The following is an 18,016-nucleotide window of genomic DNA, read 5'->3' on the forward strand; positions in this document are numbered from 1 at the left end:
CCAAAGACCCGAGCCAATCCGCTCCCGCCAATCCCTACAAGAGCACCTTGTTGCTGCCGGCGACCGATTTCCCGATGCGCGGCGATTTGCCCAAGCGCGAGCCGGAAACCCTGGCGCGCTGGGAAAGCGAAGGCTTGTACGGGCGAATTCGCGAGAAGGTGAAGGATCGCGAGCGCAGCTTCGTGTTGCACGACGGCCCGCCCTATGCGAACGGCGAGATCCACATCGGTCACGCGGTCAACAAGGTGCTCAAGGACATCGTGGTGAAGTCCAAGCTGCTGGCCGGCTTCGACGCGCCCTACGTGCCGGGCTGGGACTGCCACGGCCTGCCGATCGAGCATAAGGTCGAAAAGGAGTTCGGCAAGGTCGGCGACAAGCTCGACGCGGCCGAATTCCGCGCCAAGTGCCGCGAGTACGCGACCACCCAGATCGACCTGCAACGCCGCGACTTCAAGCGCCTGGGCGTGATCGGCGACTGGGAGCACCCTTACCTGACCATGGATTTCCGCTACGAGGCGGACATCATCCGTTCGCTGGCGAAGATCGTCGAGCGCGGCCACCTGGTGCGCGGCTCCAAGCCGGTGCACTGGTGCTTCGACTGCGGCTCGGCCCTGGCCGAGGCCGAGATCGAATACCAGGACAAGGAATCGACCCAGATCTACGTGCGCTATCCGGTGCTCGACCGCAAGCGCGTGTTCGACGTGTTCGGGGTCGAGGACGACGGCGCGCCGCTGTCGGTGCCGATCTGGACCACCACGCCGTGGACGCTGCCGGCCAGCCTGGCGGTATCGATGGGCCCGCAGGTCGAGTATTCGCTGGTGCGGATCGAGCCCAGCGAGGAAGCGCTGTTCAAGGAACCGGGCCAGCGTCCGGAATACCTGCTGGTCGCCAGCGAGCTGACCGGCGGCGTGCTCGCCGCGATCGCCAACGCCGATGCGCTCAAGCAGGGCCACAGCGTGGAAACCCGTGACTGGTCCTCGCATCCGGGCGAGGCCTTCGAAGGCCTGCGCCTGCAACATCCGTTCTATCCCGAGCGCGAGATCCCGGTGCTGCTCGGCGACCACGTCACCGTCGACGCCGGTACCGGCGCGGTGCACACCGCACCCGGCCACGGCCAGGAGGACTACGCGGTTTCGCTGAAGTACGGCCTGATCGAGCGCTACAGCGCCGCGCAGATCAACCCGGTCGACGCGCGCGGCCGCTACCTGCCGTCGACGCCGCCGGCGGGCACGCACGAGCTCGCCGGGCAGCACATCTTCAAGATCGACGCGCTACTGCTCGAGGTGCTGCGCGAACGCGGCGCCTTGCTCGCGACCGGCCGGCTCAAGCACAGCTATCCGCATTGCTGGCGCCACAAGACGCCGGTGGTGTTCCGCGCCACCCCGCAGTGGTTCATCTCGATGGAGCAGGCGGGCCTGCGCCGCGACGCGCTCGCCGCGATCGGCGGCGTGTCCTGGGTGCCGGGCTGGGGCGAAGCGCGCATCTACAACATGATCGAGGCGCGTCCGGACTGGACCATCTCGCGCCAGCGTTACTGGGGCGTGCCCATCGCGCTGTTCTTCAGCCGCGAAACCGGCGAGCCGCATCCGCGCACGGTCGAGGTCATGCGCCAGGTCGCCGACCGGGTCGAACGCGAAGGCGTCGACGCCTGGTATTCGATGACCGCCGAGGAACTGCTCGGCGACGAGGCCGAGGGCTACGAGAAGGTCAACGACATCCTCGACGTCTGGTTCGACTCCGGCACCAGCCACGAATGCGTGCTCGCACAGCGTCCGCAGGACGGGCTGCGCAAGCCGGCCGACCTGTACCTGGAAGGCTCCGACCAGCACCGCGGCTGGTTCCACAGCGCGCTGCTCAGCGGCGTGGCGATGGACGGCGCGGCGCCGTACCGGCAGGTGCTGACTCACGGTTTCACCGTCGACGAGCACGGCAAGAAGCAGTCGAAGTCGCTCGGCAACGTGGTCGTGCCGCAGAAGGTCATCGACGCGATGGGCGCCGATGTGCTGCGCCTGTGGGTCGCGGCGACCGACTTCAGCGCCGAAATGTCGGTCTCCGACAGCATCCTCAAGCAGAACGGCGACATCTACCGGCGCCTGCGCAATACCGCGCGCTTCCTGCTCGGCAACCTGGCCGGTTTCGATCCGGGCCGGCATATGGTCGCGCTCGCCGACATGGTCGCGCTGGACCGCTGGATCGTGCATCGCGCCGCCGAACTGCAGGACCGCATCGCCTCGGCCTACGACCGCTACGACTTCGCCGAGATCGTGCAACTGCTGTCGAACTTCTGCAGCGTCGACCTGGGCTCGCTGTACCTGGACGTGACCAAGGACCGCCTGTACACGATGCAGGAGGATTCGCGCGGCCGCCGGTCGGCGCAGAGCGCGATGTACCGCATCGCCGAGGCTTTCGTGCGCTGGATCGCGCCGATCCTGGCGTTCACCGCCGACGAGATGTGGCGTCACCTGCCGGCGCAGACCGAAAACGGCGCGCGCGAAGACAACGTCCTGTTCGCGACCTGGTACGACGGCCTGGCGCTGCTGCCGGCCGATGCCGCCTTGTCGAACGAAGAGTTCGAGCGTCTGCTCGCATTGCGCGACAGCGTCGCCAAGACCCTGGAGCCGATGCGCGCCGCCGGCCAGATCGGCGCCGCGCTCGAGGCCGAGATCTCGCTGCGCTGCGGCGTGTCCGACCAGAACTGGCTGGCGCCGCTGGCCGAGGAACTGCGTTTCCTGTTCATCAGCGGCGATGTCGAGGTGATCGCCGACGACGGCATCAAGGACATCGCCGTGCTCGCCGCGCCGACCAGCAAGAGCAAGTGCGTGCGCTGCTGGCATTACCGCGCCGACGTCGGCGCGGTAACCGAACACCCCGAGCTGTGCGGCCGCTGCGTGAGCAACGTCGCCGGCGAGGGCGAGGAGCGGCACTGGTTCTGACCGCGGCACGACCGCGCGCGGCAAGGCGGCGCGCGGTCGCTTCACTCCACCGGTTTCGCACCGATTCGTAGACCCCAAGGCTCATGACCGATACCCCCCGCAAGAACGCACTGCCCTGGCTGATCGTCTCGATCGTCGTGATCGTGCTCGACCAGCTCAGCAAGGCCTGGGTGCTCAATTCGCTGCCCGAGTACACCGCGGTGCCGGTGATCGACGGGTTCTGGAACTGGTACCGCAGCTACAACACCGGCGCGGCCTTCAGCTTCCTCAGCGACGCCGGCGGCTGGCAGAAGTATTTCTTCGCGATCCTCGCCATCGGCATCAGCGGCCTGCTCGGGTACTGGCTGTCGCGCGCCGCGCGCAGCGACTGGAAGACCGCGCTGCCGTACGCCCTGGTGATCGGCGGGGCGATCGGCAACGTGATCGACCGCATGCTGCACGGCCATGTCGTCGACTTCATCCAGTGGTACTGGCGCGACTATCACTGGCCCTCGTTCAACATCGCCGACTCGGCCATCGTCGCCGGCGCCATCGGCATCGCGGTCTATGGCTTGTTCAGCAAGCCCGAGAGCGAGAAGTGAGCGGGGCGGGGGCGAGGAGTTAGAAACGAGTAACTGGAAACGAGCAACTAGTAAGTAGACAGCCGAGCCGGTCCAGTTCCTAGTTCCTAGTTCCTGCCGCCGGGCCCGGCGCTGCGGGTCCCCGACGGGAGTACAATAGCCCCCATGGACGTCATCCTCGCCAACCCCCGCGGCTTCTGCGCCGGCGTCGACCGCGCGATCGAGATCGTCAAGCGCGCCATCGAGACCCTCGGCGCGCCGATCTACGTGCGCCACGAAGTCGTGCACAACCGCTTCGTGGTCGACGACCTCAAGCATCGCGGCGCGGTCTTCGTCGAAGAACTCGACGAAGTGCCCGACGGCGCGACGGTGATCTTCAGCGCCCACGGCGTATCCAAGGCGGTGCGCGAGGAAGCCGAGCGCCGCGGCCTCAAGGTCTTCGATGCGACCTGTCCGCTGGTGACCAAGGTCCACCTCGAAGTCTCGCGCCATTGCCGCGCCGGCCGCGACGTGATCCTCATCGGCCACGAAGGCCATCCGGAAGTCGAAGGCACGATGGGCCAGTGGCGGCGCGAGGCCGGTTCCGGCCGGATCTATCTGGTCGAGGACATCGAGGACGTCGCCGCGCTCGAGGTCGACCAGCCCGAGAATCTGGCCTACACCACCCAGACCACCTTGTCGGTCGACGATACCCGCGCGGTGATCGAAGCCATGCGCGCCAAGTACCCGGCGATCCAGGGCCCGCGCCACGACGACATCTGCTACGCCACCCAGAACCGCCAGGACGCCGTGCGCCAGCTGGCCGAGCGCTGCGACCTGGTGCTGGTGGTCGGCTCGCCGAACAGCTCCAACTCCAACCGCCTGCGCGAGCTGTCCGAGCGCGAGGGCGTCGAGGCCCACCTGATCGACGGCGCCGTCGAGATCGACCCGAACTGGGTCCGCGGCCGCAAGCGCATCGGCATCACCGCCGGCGCCTCGGCCCCCGAGATCCTGGTCCGGGGGGTCATCGAGCGCCTGCGCGAACTGGGCGCCGAGCGCGTCAACGAGCTGGAAGGGGAGCCCGAGAACATGGTCTTCGCCCTGCCCAAGGAACTGCGCCTGCAGCTGGTCAATTGACCGCCCGGGCCCTGGCGCCCTAGAATCACCGCCTTCGCCGGAATAGCTCAGTTGGTAGAGCGGCGCATTCGTAATGCGTAGGTCGTAGGTTCGATTCCTATTTCCGGCACCACGTAACCCCGAAGGCAAAGCAACCGCCCGGCCTATGATCCAACGGCCGTTCGCCTTCCGGAACCGGTACCGAAAGCCCCGCCGAAAGCGGGGCTTTTCGTTTGATCGCCGGCAGTCGCACCGGTAAAGAGCGAAGGCAAAGCAACGCCCAGCCAATGATCCAACGGCCGTGCGCCTTTCCGGAACCGGTACCGAAAGCCCCGCCGAAAGCGGGGCTTTTTGTTTGACCGCCGGCAGTCGCACCGGTAAAGAGCGAAGGCAAAGCAACCGCCCGGCCAATGATCCAACGGCCGTCCGCCTTCCGGAACCGGTACCGAAAGCCCCGCCGAAAGCGGGGCTTTTTGTTTGATCGTCAGGTAAAGCAATCGGCCCACAAGAGTCGCAGGGCATCCGGAAACCGTCGCCGTTCTCCGGATCCGAGCGAATCAGTCGATGCATCGCTTGCGGTGACTCGTCCGCTTCGAGTGTAGTTCCTCAGTCGGCGATTACGGCATTGCACCGTGCGGCCTGCAGACTTCGCTGCCGCTTCGAATCGTCGCGCGTCCTCGCGGCACCGGCAAGTCGCGGGCCACCGTTATCGGTGATGAAGTAGCCTGGCGCACACCATCGTTTTCCTCCGGTGGGCCGCGTCGCAATGGCTGAGATCTCGCTTTGTCATGCTGCAAGGCAACACAGGACGCAGTGCTTCTGTCATCAACTTGCATACAACTTGAATCCAAGATTCAGCATCGGACGACACTTCACTAAAACGCCATTCCCCCTTCACCTTTTTTTATCGGGCCGATCGACACCATGCGCCGGCTTGCAGCACACACAGCACAGACAGCAAAGGCACTGATAAAAATGCGCGTAGACGTATTCGTGGTGGGTGAGGATGAAGGTTACGTGGTGGCGCCTGCCGACAGCTGGCTGCCGCTGGACGAAATGAAGGCGCTCGGCGCCCTGCGCTTCGGTTGGACCATCGATACCTCGATGGCGATGCCGAAGCTGGATTGGCACACGATCGCCAAGGACATCGATGCGCGCGGCTACAGCATCGTCGCCTCGCACGATGTAAGCGGCCTGCTCGCGACCCCGCAGCAGAACCTGCGCGCCATCTATCCCGAGCAGCATCGGCCGGTCGCGGCCTGAGCGGGCGTTCTCGCTCGTCGTCGGCGTCGGCTTGATCAGGCCGAACGGCATTGCTGGACGGCGCGCAGGCATCGAAGCCGGCGCTGCTTGATCGCCGGTGCGCGCGGTGTCGCTCGGCGCCCGCCGCTCCTCCTCTTTAGGTGATTTGGCGATCGGTAACGAACGGCCGGTCGTTCAGGCCCGGCCGACCGCTGAGCTACGCGATCCATCTCGCAGGATGCGACGCCGAGCGGCTACAGTGCGGCTTGGTATCGCTTCGTCGTCGTCGCCCGCCCATGTCGAATATGTCCAAACCGCCCGCCAAGTCGGCCGCCAAGGCCGCCCGCACCGCCTACGTCTGTTCCGAGTGCGGCGCCGACTACAACAAGTGGCAGGGGCAGTGCGGCGAATGCGGCGGCTGGAACACCCTCAGCGAATTCATCGTCGAGCCGGCGGTCAAGGCCGGCGCGGGCGGCGGCGTGGCCGCGAGCCGGCGTTCCAGCTGGGCCGGGCGCGTCGATGCGCCGGCGGTGACCGCGCTCAAGGACGTGCGCCATAGCGAGGAGTCGCGGGTCAGCACCGGCATCGGCGAGTTCGACCGCGTCCTCGGCGGCGGCCTGGTGCACGGCGCAGTGGTGCTGGTCGGCGGCGACCCCGGCATCGGCAAGTCGACCCTGCTGCTGCAGGCGATCACCCGCATGGCCCAGACCCTGCCGGGGCTGTACGTCACCGGCGAAGAGTCGCTGTCGCAGGTCGCCGGCCGGGCCGCCCGGCTCGGCCTGCCGCTCGACGGCGTGCATGCCTTGGCCGAGACCGGGGTGGAGCGCATCCTCGAACACGCCGCTGCGACCAAGCCGGCGCTGATCGTCGCCGACTCGGTGCAGACCCTGTGGACCGAACAACTGGGCGCCGCGCCGGGGTCGGTCAGCCAGGTCCGCGAGAGCGCGGCGAGGCTGGTGCGTTACGCCAAGGAAACCGGCACCGCGGTGTTCCTGGTGGGCCACGTCACCAAGGAGGGCGGCATCGCCGGCCCGCGCGTGCTCGAGCATATGGTCGACGCGGTGCTGTATTTCGAGGGCGAGAGCGGCAGCCGTTTCCGCGTGCTGCGCGCTTTCAAGAACCGCTTCGGCGCGGTCAACGAGCTCGGCGTGTTCGCGATGAGCGACAAGGGCCTGCGCGAAGTGCCGAACCCCTCGGCGATCTTTCTTTCCGGCAGCCGCAGCCCGCAGCCGGGCAGTTGCGTGATGGTGACGCGCGAAGGCACCCGGCCGTTGCTGGTCGAGGTGCAGGCGCTGGTCGACTCCTCGCCGCTGTCGAATCCGCGCCGGGTCGCGGTCGGCATGGAACAGAACCGGCTGGCGATGCTGCTGGCGGTGCTGCATCGGCACGGCGGCATTTCAGTCGGCGACCAGGACGTGTTCGTCAACGTGGTCGGCGGCATCCGCGTACAGGAAACCGCGGCCGATCTGCCGGTGCTGTTGGCGGTGTTGTCCTCGCTGCGCGACCAGCCCCTGGCCGAGCACACCGTCGCCTTCGGCGAAGTCGGCCTGTCCGGCGAAATCCGGCCGGTGCCGAACGGCGAAGACCGTCTCAAGGAAGCCGCGACCCACGGCTTCAAGCGCGCCATCGTCGCCAAGGGCAACGCCCCGCGCGGCGGCCGCATCGGCGAGATGGAAGTGATCGCGGTCGAGCGCCTGTCCGAGGCCCTGGACGCGGCCTAGTGTCGGACTCCGCCCCAATCTCGGTCGCGGCCATGCTGCGACGAAGTAATGCGGCTGAAATATTGCGCTCTGTGCAATCGGCCGGGTGGCACACATCAGCGAATTAAGGCCCTTCTGTCTAGCGATTATCTCAGGCCTCGATCCGCTTCGGCTTTAGACTCTGCACGGGCACGTCGCCCGCTCATCACAAGGATGCAGTCATGCAGCGTCGTCACTTCATTGGAGCCCTTCCGATCGGCCTGGCCGCTACCGCGATGCCAGTCGCGATGGCCGATCCGCCCCCGACTCCCATTTCGAGAAGCTCCGTGTTCGCCATCGATTTCGGCGTGCTGGCAGACGGTTCGAGCGACGACTCCGCGGCGATGACACGGGCGATCAATTACTGCATCGCCAACGAGCTCGAGCTGGTCTTGCCGAGCGGCGACATCGTTCTCAACAGCGGGCTCACGATCGAGCCGATCAATGGGCGCGAGGCGATCAAGATCAGCGGCATCGATGCCGGCACCCAGGGCAGCAGGTTGTGCATCAAGGCCAATGCGCCCGCCTTGACCATCAAGTGCCAATGCACATTGGAGAACTTCGGCATCGTCGGCGACGCCGTGTTCCAAGCCGATCAGGGCCAAGGGACGGCACGCATGCAGCAGGACGGCGTATTGCTGTATGGCGTCAAGCCGGACGGCAACGGGAATAACCAGGGCATCGGCAACATCTACCTGCGCAATGTCGTGTTCGATGGCTGCAACAACAGCATCCACATCTACGGCGTCGTGTTCTATTCCTACTTCGAGAACATTCGCTGGTTTACCTGCCTCAATGCGCATGTCAACGGCGCCGGGCCCTCCACCGATCTGCCCGGTTATGCAGTGCAGTTCTGGCAATGCCAGATGACCGCATCCAGGGGGAAGTACGGTTTCTACTTGGAAAATGCCGGGTCCGTGGTGTTGTCGGACTGCATGATTTCCCCGGCCAAGCTCAGCGAGAACTGCTTCCGGCTGGTCTCCAACGCGACCTATTCGGGCATTCACCAGATCAGCAACACCGTATTCGAAGGCTCGGTCAAGGAAGCGCTGTTCGTCGATGGCGGTGGCACCAGCGGACCGCTGAAGCCGTGTCGTTTCCTGTACTTTTCCAACTGCTATTTCAATCAGTCCGGGGAAACCGCCGATGCGATCACCCTGTACAACGCCGAGCACCTGTATTTTTCCAACTGCTATATCTCAGGTACCAAAGCCGGCATAACTTTCCGTGGGCGCGCGAAGCGAATCAGCCTGATCAACTGCGAATTCCAGCTCGGCGGCAACCCGCCGGAGCCTGCGATCCGCACTTTGCCAGGCGCCGCGGTACACGGTCTGGACATCGTTGCGCCCAATTACGACGGCAACCAACGCTTCCTGGAGTTGGGTCATGCCGCGGTCGGGGAGATCACGCGCATCCACGTGGCGGGCGGCACCCTCGGCACCCACCCGGTGCCGGTCAATTGCCAGCCGCAGGACGCCAACAAAGTAATGATCCTCAACACCAACAACATCCAGACTCGCGGCGGCGGCGTGGCGACGTTCAGCGGCAACGGCCTCAGTACTTTTTCGATACCGCACGGCTTGCTCGGTACGCCTTCGAAGTTCGGCGTGGTTCCCAACAGCGCGGCGGCCGGCGATGCTGAAATCCGTCTGGTCCAGGTCGATGGAGGTTATCTGCACGTGCAATGCAAGAATCCGGGCAATGGCGACATCCGCTGGGCTTGGCACGCCGAAACCTGAGGGAGCTCGGGTGCGGGCTGTGCCGTCGCTTAAGAGGTTTGCGGACGAATGAACCCCGATCCGCCCGCCGCGAAGCTTCCTGCGTCCGTGGCAGGCAGGTTCGCCCGCTGGACCTCGATCGTGCTGCACCCGTTCGCGGTCTACATCGGCCTGACCATGGTCAGCGTACGGGTGCTCGCACCGCAGGCGTTCTGGTCGGCGCTGTGCGGGGTCGCGGCGGCGGTACTGGTGAGCTGGGTCTTCGTGGCGCAGCGGCGCCGGGGCGGGCATTGGTCGACCGTGGACGCCTCGCATCCCAGCGAGCGGCCCTTGCTCTATGCGGTGCTGCTGGCGGTGCTGGCGGTGTGCTGGTGGTGGATGCGCGAACGCGCCGCGCCGATGGGGCAGGGCATCCTTGCGGTCGCGGCCATGGTGGTCGCGGCGGCCTTGTTCAACCGCTGGATCAAACTGTCGCTGCACATGGCGAGCCTGGCGTTCGCCGGGGTGTCGCTGTGTTCGTTGCAACCGGCGTTGGCCGCGCTCGCGATCGCGCTGTTGCCGTTGCTCGCGTGGTCGCGCCTCAAGTTGGCGCGCCACAGTCTGGCCGAGGTGATCGGCGGGACGCTGCTGGGCGCAGCGTTCGCTGCCGGGCTAAGGATGCTCGCCGGCTAGCCTCGTCGATGCTGGACCGGCGAGCCGCGCTGGACGCATCGAGCTCCAGCGCGTTGCGGCCGATCCGGGCTGGATCGATCCGGGCTGGATAGATCCATCGATCTCGACCGCTGCACCGACCCGGCACGCTCAAGCCGCCGGCTTGGCCGTCTTGCCGTGCGCATTGATGAGTTCGACCAGCTTGGCTTCGTCGTAGCCCTGCAGGCTCTGGTCGCCGATGTACAAGGTCGGCACGCTCTTGATCTTCAGGCCATCGGCTTCGGCCTTGGCGTCCTTGTCCTGGTCGATGATGCGCTCGACGAACTTGACGTTCTGCTTTTCGAGCACCTCTCGCGCCTGTTTGCAGAACGGGCAGGTCGACAGCGAATACATCACCACCTCGCCGCCGGCCTTGGCATAGACCGACGAGTAATCGCCCTGGGTCACCACCGCACCGCCGCCTCCGCCGCCGTTGCCGAGCAGGCCGCTGTTGCGGACCAGGTAACCGGCACCGACGCCGAGGCCGAGCGCCAGCGCCACGACCAGGATCGTCGTCAGGATCGACTTGAAGTTCATTCCATGTCCTCGAGAAAGCCGGGGCGTGCGCGGGCCGGCGGTGGCTGTGATGGGGTATTGAGACTCGCTTGCGGTCGCGACCGGCGCGGGGCGGCGTTCGCCGACAGGCGATGAGGCGTATGCGGGTTGCCGCCAGCGCGGCGATCCGGCCGGGTGCCGGGTCGGTGCCGGGTTTGGAGCAGCGGCCGGACAGGCGATGCGGCCTGCGCAGATAAGCCGGTGGAGGTCGTCAACGTCACTGTCGCTCCTGGTCCGTCACTGGACGCCTGGAGTTATAGCACCGCCTCGGACCGGTGCCAGGCCCGGCCGCTCCGCCGATGTGATCGGTGTAGCTAAATGCCGATCCGGTCGCCGGCCTGTGCGTGTCCGCCACACTCGCGGCAAACGCCGCAGGGCGATCTGCGCTGCGATGCATCACGATCCTGCGCGTCGAACGCGGCCGGCAGACGCGTCCGCGCCTGCCGGCCGCGAGGCGGCTCAGGGAATCGGGCAACCGCAGGAAATGCCGCAGCTGCGCCAGGTGATCCGGCAGTTTTCCTCGGGATAGCCGGCATTGACGCAGTAATCGAAGTCCGCCTGGCAAGCGTCCCAGCAACTCTGGCAGCTGCCGGAGCCGAAGGCGCTCAACGAAAACGCCATGCCGAAACAGAACGCGCAGGTGGCGAACAACTTGGTGGTCGTGCGCTTGAACATCACTCCTCTCCTTGAGCCCGTCATGGGCGATGAGGCCGCGATCGCGGCCGTTCCTGGACGCTCCGGGAACAGGGCGGCGCTGCGTCCCCGACGCCGCTCGCGACGCTCGGCCGTCGCCCGGCGAGGATGCCGAATCGGCGCGGCGCATGCCGGACCACTGTCAAAACAGACGGTTCTCGCCCGTGGCCTAACGCAGTCCGGCGGCCACGACGGTCAACCGAAACGCCTGTTTCCCGCAGTTCTTGTGCAAACGGCGATGGCCGTCGAAATTTCGCGATCCCGCTGCGGCGCAACAGGAATTTGTGATCGCCGCTCAGGAATATGAACATGCGATGGCACAAATTCGACGCTTCGTCGTGACATGGAGCGTGCGATGGCGCTGCGTATCCTGTTCCTGTGCACCGCGTACAACGGCCTTGCGCAGCGCGCCTGGGTCGAGCTGACCGATCTCGGCCATGAGGTCAGCGTGCAAGTCGCCGCCGATGCCGACACGATGCGTGCCGCGGTCGCGCGCGAGCGGCCGCAGCTGATCGTCGCGCCGATGCTCAAGTCGGCGATTCCCGACGACATCTGGACCCACCACACCTGCCTGATCGTCCACCCCGGCATCGTCGGCGACCGCGGACCGTCCTCGCTCGACTGGGCGATCCTCGACGGCGAGCACGACTGGGGGGTGACCGTGCTGCAGGCGGCGGCCGAGATGGATGCCGGCGACATCTGGGCCAGCGCCGGCTTCGCCATGCGCGGCGCGTCCAAGAGCCAGCTGTACCGGCACGAAGTCACCGATGCCGCGATCCGCGCCCTGCTGCAGGCCGTCGAGCGCTACGCCGAAGGCGGTTATCGCCCACAGCCGCTCGACTACGGCCGCGCCGAGGTGCGCGGGCGGTTGCGCGCGGCGATGCGCCCGTCCGAGCGGGCGATCGACTGGCAGCTCGACACCGCTTCGGTGCTGGCGCGGGTGCGCAGCGCCGACAGCTACCCGGGCGCGCGCGCCGAGCTCGCCGGACTGCGCTGCCAGGTGTTCGGCGCCCACCCCGAGCGCGTCCTGCGCGGCCGTCCCGGCGAGTTGCTCGGATGGCGCGAAGGCGCGGTCTGCGTGGCCACCGGCGACGGCGCGGTCTGGCTCAGCCATCTGCGCGAGAAGGACGGGATCAAACTGCCGGCGACCCAGGTGCTCGGCGAGCGGCGCATGCAGGGAGTGCTGGAACGCGCGTCGCGGCCGGCGATGTCGGTCGCCGGCCAGCGCGATCACGGCTATCGGCAGATCCGCTATCGCGAATCCGGCGGGATCGGCTACCTGCGTTTCGACTTTTACAACGGCGCCATGTCGACCGCGCAGTGCGACCGGCTGCGCACCGCCTTCCTGCAGGCGCGGCAGCGTCCCACCCGGGCGATCGTGTTGATGGGCGGCGCCGACCTGTGGTCGAACGGCATCCACCTCAACACCATCCAGGCTTCGAACGATCCGGCGCTGGAGTCGTGGCGCAACATCCTGGCGATGAACGCCCTGGTCCGCGAGATCGTGTTGACCGACAGCCATCTGGTGATCTCGGCGATGCAGGGCAATGCCGGCGCCGGCGGGGTGATCCTGGCCCTGGCCGCGGACCAGGTGTGGGCGCGGCGCGGCGTGGTGATAAACCCGCACTACAAGGGCATGGGCGGGTTGTACGGCTCGGAGTACTGGACCTATCTGCTGCCGCGCCGGGTCGGCGATACCCTGGCCCGGGAACTGACCGAAGGCTTGCGTCCCATCGGCGCCGCCGGCGCCGAGCGCATCGGCCTGATCGACGCCGCGTTCGGCGCCAGCGCCGCCGATTTCGTCGCCCACGTCGAACAGCGCGCCGAGCGCGCCGCCGACCCGGCGAGTTGCCGCAAGGCGCTGAGCCTCAAACGCCGCCGCCGCGCCGCCGACGAGCGCCGCAAACCGCTGGAAAGTTACGGCGCCGAAGAACTCGCGCACATGTACCGCAATTTCTTCGGCGCCGATCGCAGCTATCACGAGGCACGCCAGCGCTTCGTACTGAAATGCGCGGCGGAGGTCTGCGAAGCGGCGCCGGTGGAACAGCCCGCGGCGCGGGCGACGGCCTGAGGCGGGCACGGCCTAAGCGGTACCGGTCGGCTTCGGCGGTCATGCAGGACGCGAAACGCCACAGGCCGGGCTGACCCGCCTGTGGTGTTTCTGATGTCGCCCGTCGTGTCGCGGTAGCGGTGCCGGGCTCCGGGGTGAAGACCGGCCGCGATCAGTGTCCGCCGGCCGCGGCCGCGCCGCCGCCGAGCTTGGCGGTGAACGGCGGCTTGGCGAACCAGACGATGACGATCACCGCCAGAAACAGAATGCCGAGCAGATGGAAGATCTCGTTGAAGCCGATCTGAGCGGCCTGCTGCGAGATCATTTGATTGAGGCTTACCGCGCCGCGTTGCAGGTCGCCGCCGCCGAGCGCGTCGACGGTCTGCAGCACCGCCGGGTCGTAGGCGCCGATGTGCTCGGTGAGCTGCGCATGGTGGACGGTGCTGCGCTGGTTCCAGCCCCAGGTGGTCAGCGAAGCGGCGAAGCTGCCGCCCAAGGTGCGCACGAAGGTGGCCAGGCCCGAACCGGCGGCGATCTCGTGCGGTTCCAGGTCCGACAGCAGGATCGTCAGCACCGGCATGAAGAACAAGGCGACGCCGAGGCCCTGCCACAGCTGCACCATCGCCACGTGGTTGAAGTCGACGTCGAGGTTGAAGCCGGAGCGGATGAAGCTGGTGAAGGCCATCGCGATGAAGGCGAAGCTGGCGACCATGCGCAGATCGAAGCGGGTCGCGTACAGGCCCACGAACGGGGTCAGCAACACCGGCAGGATGCCGATCGGCGCGGTGGCGAAACCGGCCCAGATCGGCGTATAGCCCAGGTTGCGCTGCAGCCACAGCGGCACCAGCAGGCCGACCGCGAAGAACGCCGAGTAGGCCAGCACCATCGCTGCGGTCCCGGCGGCGAAGTTGCGATGGCGAAACAGGCGCAGGTTGACGATCGGGTCGCGCTCGGTCAGTTCCCAGATCACGAACACGGTCAGTGCGATGACCGAGACGATCGCCAGGACCACGATCTTGGTCGAGTTGAACCAGTCCTCGTCGTTGCCCAGGTCGAGCAGGACCTGCAGCGCGCCGACGCCGACGATCAGGGTCATCAGGCCCATGTAGTCCATCTTCGGGCGTTCCAGCTTTTCGGGGCGCCCGCGCAACTGGCTGCCGACGACTAGGCTGGCGAAGATGCCGATGGGAATGTTGATGAAGAATATCCATTCCCAGCTGTAATTGTCGGTGATCCAGCCGCCCAGGATCGGGCCGGCGATCGGCGCGACCACCGTGACCATCGCCAGCAGGGCGATCGCCTGCCCGCGTTTGTGCGGTGGGTAGATCGAGATCAACAGCGCCTGGGTCACCGGGTACATCGGCCCGGCGACGAACCCCTGCAGGGCGCGCGCGGTGACCAGCAGGCCCATGCTGCTGGCCAGACCGCACAGCAGGGATGCGACCACGAAGGCCAGGGTCGCCCACATGAACAATTTGCGCTCGCCGAAACGGCGGGTGAAGAAACCCGTGAGCGGCAGGGCGATCGCGTTGCTGACCGCGAACGAGGTGATGACCCAGGTGGCCTGGCTGCTGCTGCCGCCAAGGTTGCCGGCGATGGTCGGCAGCGAGACGTTGGCGATGGTGATGTCGAGCACCTGCATGAACGACGCCAGGGCCAGGCCCAGGGTGGTCAGCGCGATGTTCGGCGGGCGGAAACCCGCTTGCGTGGGCGCGGCGGGAGCGGCGCCGGCATTGGCCGTGGTGGCGGACATGGATCTGCCTGTTTGATCGGGTCGACCGCGCGGGCGCGGCACCAGGAACGAAAGCGAAGCTTCCGATGCCCGTCATTCCGGCTCGCGCCGGAATGACGGTCTCAGAGCCCGCGGCGCATCGCCGGGGGAGGGGACGCAGCGGCGCCGATGGCGCGGGCGCTGCGCTGCGATGCGTCGCGAACGACAGACGAAGCCACGACGTGGGGGGGCGCTTCGTCTTTGCTGCGGGGCTACGGGGTCCGACTGCAACCGGCCGGCGGTCCGGCCGCGCGTTCGTCAACCGTGATGGGTGTCGGGCAGGTTCTCGCGGACGATGTTCGCGATCACCGCGTCGGCTTCGGACAATTGCTTGGCATAGGCCTGGGTGCTCAGCAGCGGCTTGGCCGGCGGCGCGGCGGCGAGCACGGCGCCGCCGCGTTCGCGGATGCCGACATCGACGTGCATGCTCAGGCCCAGGCGCAGCGGGTGTTCGGCCAGTTGCCTGGGGTCGACTTCGATCCGCACCGGCACGCGCTGGATGATCTTGATCCAGTTGCCGCTGGCGTTCTGCGCCGGCAGCAGCGAGAAGGCGCTGCCGGTGCCCATGCCCAGACTGACCAGCTTGCCCTGGTAGGTCACGTCGCTGCCGTACAGGTCCGAGTGCAATTCGACCGGCTGGCCGATGCGCATGTCGGCGAGCTGGGTTTCCTTGAAGTTGGCTTCGACCCAGACCTGCTCCAGCGGCACGATCGTCATCAGCGCGGTGCCCGGCTGCACGCGCTGGCCGAGCTGCACGCTGCGCTTGGCGACATAGCCGTCGACCGGTGCGACGATGGCCGCGCGCTGCAGGTTCAGATAGGCCTGGCGCAATTGCGCGGCGGCCGCGGCGACCTGCGGTTGTCTGGCGACGGTGGTGGCGTCGACCAGCGCGCGATTGCGCGCCAGCGCGCCGCGCGAGGACGACAGCGCCGCTTCGGCCGCGGCGAGTTCGTCGCGGGCGTGGGCGAGCTCTTCGGCCGAGACCGCGCCGGCTGCGACCAGGCCTTCGCGGCGCTTCACGTCGGCGCGGGCCTTCTGTACCGCGACCTGGCGCGCCGACAGATCGGCCTGGCCGGCATCGACCGCGCTGAACAGACCGCGCACCTGGCGCACGGTGTTGGCGAGGTTGGCGGTGGCCTGGTCGTAGGCGACCTGCGCATCGTTCGGGTCGAGTTGGACCAACACCTGGCCGGCGCTGACTTTCATGCCGTCGTCGGCGCCGATGCTCACTACCGTGCCGAGCGTCTGCGGGGTGATGCTGACCACGTTGCCCTGGACGTAAGCGTCGTCGGTGTCCTGATGCCAGCGCAGCACCAGCATGTAGTACAGGCCCCAGGCGATCGCGGCGAGCGCGACCGCCCCGAGCAGGATCGACAGCGCCTTGCGGCGCTTGCCGTTGGACGGCGGGGCGGCAGCTGCGGCCGCGGCTTGCGGATTGATGTCGGTGGTCATGGCGTGGAGGCCTTGGCGATAACGCTGGAATCGGAGGTGGTGACGGGGTGCTTGGCGGCGACCGGGTCGGGCGCGCGCAGCTCGAGGCCGCCGCCGAGCGCGCGGTCGAGGTCGATCGCCGCGGCCAGGCGCTGCGCGCGCAAGCCGGCGAGCTGCTGATCGAGCTGCAGCAGCGGACGTTGCGCCGACAGCACCTCGAGCTGGGTGCCCAGGCCGGCGCGGTAGCGGGTGCCGGCGATCCGCCAGGCCTGTTGCGCGGCATCGCGCGCCTGCTGCGCCGACAGCAATTGCGCATCGAGCGAGCGCGAGGCCTGCAGGGCGTCGGCGACTTCGCGCAAGGCGGCGATCAGATTCTGGTTGTAGTTCGCGACGGCGAGGTCGTACTCGGCGTCGCTTTCGGCGAGCTGGTTGCGCAAGCGGCCGCCGTCGAAGATCGGCAGGCTCAGCGCCGGGCCGCCCTGGATCAGCACCGCATCGCTGCCGAACAGATCCGACAGGCCGCCCGAGGCCAGGCCGAGCATCGCGCTGAGGTTCACGCTCGGATAGAAGTCGGCCTTGGCCGCCTTGATCCCGTGCGATGCGGCTTCCACGCGCCAGCGCGCGGCGACCACGTCGGGGCGATGGCCGAGCAACTCGCTCGAGGTCACCGCAGGGATCGCCGGCGACTTCGCCTCGAGCAGGGCCGGGCGGGCGAGGTCGAGGCCGCGGTCCGGGCCCTTGCCGAGCAACGCGGCGATCGCGTTGCGGGTGGCGTCGATCTGTTGCTTCGCCGCTTGCATCTGCTGGTCGGCGGCGGCGCTGGCGCTTTCGGCGTTGCGGATCTGCAGCTGATTGTCGAGGCCGGCCTTGACCCGCTGGCGGCCGAGGTCGAGCAGATGTTCGGAGCGTTGCTTTTCGGCCTGGGCGACATCGAAGGCGGTATGGGCCTGGGCCAGCGCAACATAGGCGCGGGCGATGTTCGACGACAGGGTCAGCCGCGCGGCCTGCGATTCGACTTCGGCGGCGCGGGCCTGGCCGAGCGCGGCCTGCCAGCGTGCGCGCTTGCCGCCCCACAGGTCGGGGCCGTACTTGAAGCTCAGCGACAACACTTCGACGCCGCTGTACTTGCCGCCGAGCGGCTCCGGGGCGACCGTCTCGGGCAGTTGCAGGCCGGAGTACTGGGCGCTGCCGACGAGGGTGGGCTTGCGCGCGGCGTCGGCGAGGCCGGCCTGGGCGATGGCCTGGCGCACGCGCGCATCGGCGGCGTCCAGGCCCGGCGTGCCGGCCAGGGCCTCGTCGATCAAATCATTCAATTGCGCATCGCCGAGCGAGGTCCACCAGTCGCGCTGCGGAAACGCGGCGTCGGACAGCGACGCGCCGGCGAAGCTGCGCTGGGTCGCGAGGTCGTCGGGGTCGAGCGCGCGGCCTTCGGGGACCAGGCCGCGGGTGCTGGCGCAGCCGGCGAGGATCAGCGCCGCGGCGAGCGGCGCGAGCACGAAGAGCAGCCCGCGGCGCGGGCGAGTGTCGATGGCGGACATG

The 18,016-nt window shown here is 67.6% G+C and carries 13 protein-coding genes and 1 tRNA gene; 9 read left to right on the top strand and 5 right to left on the bottom strand.

The genetic code is table 11. The annotated features are described in order from the left end of the window. Positions 1–74 precede the first annotated feature (74 nt). From ileS to AC6CH2_RS17415, 8 genes are all read left to right on the top strand, one after another. Entirely contained in the window at positions 75–2,933 is a 2,859-nt protein-coding gene (ileS, locus tag AC6CH2_RS17380) for an isoleucine--tRNA ligase (RefSeq protein WP_498270386.1), read from the top strand. An 83-nt stretch (positions 2,934–3,016) separates the two neighbouring features. Continuing rightward, the gene (lspA, locus tag AC6CH2_RS17385; RefSeq protein WP_435394163.1) at positions 3,017–3,514 is read left to right on the top strand and encodes a signal peptidase II; all 498 of its coding nucleotides are present in this window, start codon (positions 3,017–3,019) and stop codon (positions 3,512–3,514) included. A gap of 144 nt (positions 3,515–3,658) precedes the next feature. Beyond that, entirely contained in the window at positions 3,659–4,609 is a 951-nt protein-coding gene (gene ispH, locus AC6CH2_RS17390) for a 4-hydroxy-3-methylbut-2-enyl diphosphate reductase (protein WP_498270287.1), read from the top strand. A gap of 36 nt (positions 4,610–4,645) precedes the next feature. After that, positions 4,646–4,721, top strand: a tRNA-Thr gene (locus tag AC6CH2_RS17395). 842 nt (positions 4,722–5,563) lie between these two features. Continuing rightward, positions 5,564–5,851: a hypothetical protein gene (locus AC6CH2_RS17400; protein WP_498270288.1), complete on the top strand. Its 288-nt coding sequence runs from the start codon at positions 5,564–5,566 to the stop codon at positions 5,849–5,851. A gap of 284 nt (positions 5,852–6,135) precedes the next feature. Next, positions 6,136–7,551 carry a DNA repair protein RadA gene (gene radA, locus AC6CH2_RS17405; RefSeq protein WP_435394169.1) on the top strand — a complete coding sequence of 472 codons (1,416 nt, stop codon included), beginning with the start codon at positions 6,136–6,138 and terminating at the stop codon, positions 7,549–7,551. A gap of 200 nt (positions 7,552–7,751) precedes the next feature. Beyond that, positions 7,752–9,308 (top strand): glycoside hydrolase family protein, encoded by a 1,557-nt coding sequence (locus tag AC6CH2_RS17410; protein ID WP_498270289.1) that lies wholly within the window; start codon positions 7,752–7,754, stop codon positions 9,306–9,308. A gap of 87 nt (positions 9,309–9,395) precedes the next feature. Next, positions 9,396–9,959 (top strand): hypothetical protein, encoded by a 564-nt coding sequence (locus AC6CH2_RS17415; RefSeq protein ID WP_498270290.1) that lies wholly within the window; start codon positions 9,396–9,398, stop codon positions 9,957–9,959. A gap of 129 nt (positions 9,960–10,088) precedes the next feature. Here AC6CH2_RS17415 and AC6CH2_RS17420 read toward each other — a convergent pair whose 3' ends face one another. Then, entirely contained in the window at positions 10,089–10,514 is a 426-nt protein-coding gene (locus AC6CH2_RS17420) for a glutaredoxin family protein (RefSeq protein ID WP_498270291.1), read from the bottom strand. Positions 10,515–10,991: 477 nt separating this feature from the next. Next, complete coding sequence (locus AC6CH2_RS17425) at positions 10,992–11,207, bottom strand: hypothetical protein (RefSeq protein ID WP_498270292.1); 216 nt, start codon at positions 11,205–11,207, stop codon at positions 10,992–10,994. Positions 11,208–11,580: 373 nt separating this feature from the next. On the opposite strand from AC6CH2_RS17425, the gene AC6CH2_RS17430 reads away from it, so the two are divergent. Next, positions 11,581–13,296: a hydrogenase maturation protein gene (locus AC6CH2_RS17430; protein ID WP_498270293.1), complete on the top strand. Its 1,716-nt coding sequence runs from the start codon at positions 11,581–11,583 to the stop codon at positions 13,294–13,296. Between the two features lie 151 nt (positions 13,297–13,447). Here AC6CH2_RS17430 and AC6CH2_RS17435 read toward each other — a convergent pair whose 3' ends face one another. The 3 genes from AC6CH2_RS17435 to AC6CH2_RS17445 form a co-directional block, all read right to left on the bottom strand. Further along, positions 13,448–15,028 (bottom strand): DHA2 family efflux MFS transporter permease subunit, encoded by a 1,581-nt coding sequence (locus AC6CH2_RS17435; RefSeq protein ID WP_498270294.1) that lies wholly within the window; start codon positions 15,026–15,028, stop codon positions 13,448–13,450. Positions 15,029–15,304: 276 nt separating this feature from the next. Continuing rightward, positions 15,305–16,498 carry an HlyD family secretion protein gene (locus AC6CH2_RS17440; protein WP_498270295.1) on the bottom strand — a complete coding sequence of 398 codons (1,194 nt, stop codon included), beginning with the start codon at positions 16,496–16,498 and terminating at the stop codon, positions 15,305–15,307. Next, positions 16,495–18,015: an efflux transporter outer membrane subunit gene (locus AC6CH2_RS17445; protein ID WP_498270296.1), complete on the bottom strand. Its 1,521-nt coding sequence runs from the start codon at positions 18,013–18,015 to the stop codon at positions 16,495–16,497. The genes AC6CH2_RS17440 and AC6CH2_RS17445 overlap by 4 nt, the downstream gene beginning before the upstream one ends. Between the last annotated feature and the right edge of the window lies 1 nt (position 18,016).

This window comes from Lysobacter sp. GQ73, from assembly GCF_059758755.1.

What these genes read in the sequence shown, in the direction of transcription:
- ileS (WP_498270386.1), top strand. Translation starts at nt 75, where the DNA reads ATGCGCGGCGATTTGCCCAAGCGCGAGCCGGAAACCCTGGCGCGCTGG.
- lspA (WP_435394163.1), top strand. Translation starts at nt 3,017, where the DNA reads ATGACCGATACCCCCCGCAAGAACGCACTGCCCTGGCTGATCGTCTCG.
- ispH (WP_498270287.1), top strand. Translation starts at nt 3,659, where the DNA reads ATGGACGTCATCCTCGCCAACCCCCGCGGCTTCTGCGCCGGCGTCGAC.
- AC6CH2_RS17400 (WP_498270288.1), top strand. Translation starts at nt 5,564, where the DNA reads ATGCGCGTAGACGTATTCGTGGTGGGTGAGGATGAAGGTTACGTGGTG.
- radA (WP_435394169.1), top strand. Translation starts at nt 6,136, where the DNA reads ATGTCCAAACCGCCCGCCAAGTCGGCCGCCAAGGCCGCCCGCACCGCC.
- AC6CH2_RS17410 (WP_498270289.1), top strand. Translation starts at nt 7,752, where the DNA reads ATGCAGCGTCGTCACTTCATTGGAGCCCTTCCGATCGGCCTGGCCGCT.
- AC6CH2_RS17420 (WP_498270291.1), bottom strand. Translation starts at nt 10,514, where the DNA reads ATGAACTTCAAGTCGATCCTGACGACGATCCTGGTCGTGGCGCTGGCG.
- AC6CH2_RS17425 (WP_498270292.1), bottom strand. Translation starts at nt 11,207, where the DNA reads ATGTTCAAGCGCACGACCACCAAGTTGTTCGCCACCTGCGCGTTCTGT.
- AC6CH2_RS17430 (WP_498270293.1), top strand. Translation starts at nt 11,581, where the DNA reads ATGGCGCTGCGTATCCTGTTCCTGTGCACCGCGTACAACGGCCTTGCG.
- AC6CH2_RS17435 (WP_498270294.1), bottom strand. Translation starts at nt 15,028, where the DNA reads ATGTCCGCCACCACGGCCAATGCCGGCGCCGCTCCCGCCGCGCCCACG.
- AC6CH2_RS17440 (WP_498270295.1), bottom strand. Translation starts at nt 16,498, where the DNA reads ATGACCACCGACATCAATCCGCAAGCCGCGGCCGCAGCTGCCGCCCCG.
- AC6CH2_RS17445 (WP_498270296.1), bottom strand. Translation starts at nt 18,015, where the DNA reads ATGTCCGCCATCGACACTCGCCCGCGCCGCGGGCTGCTCTTCGTGCTC.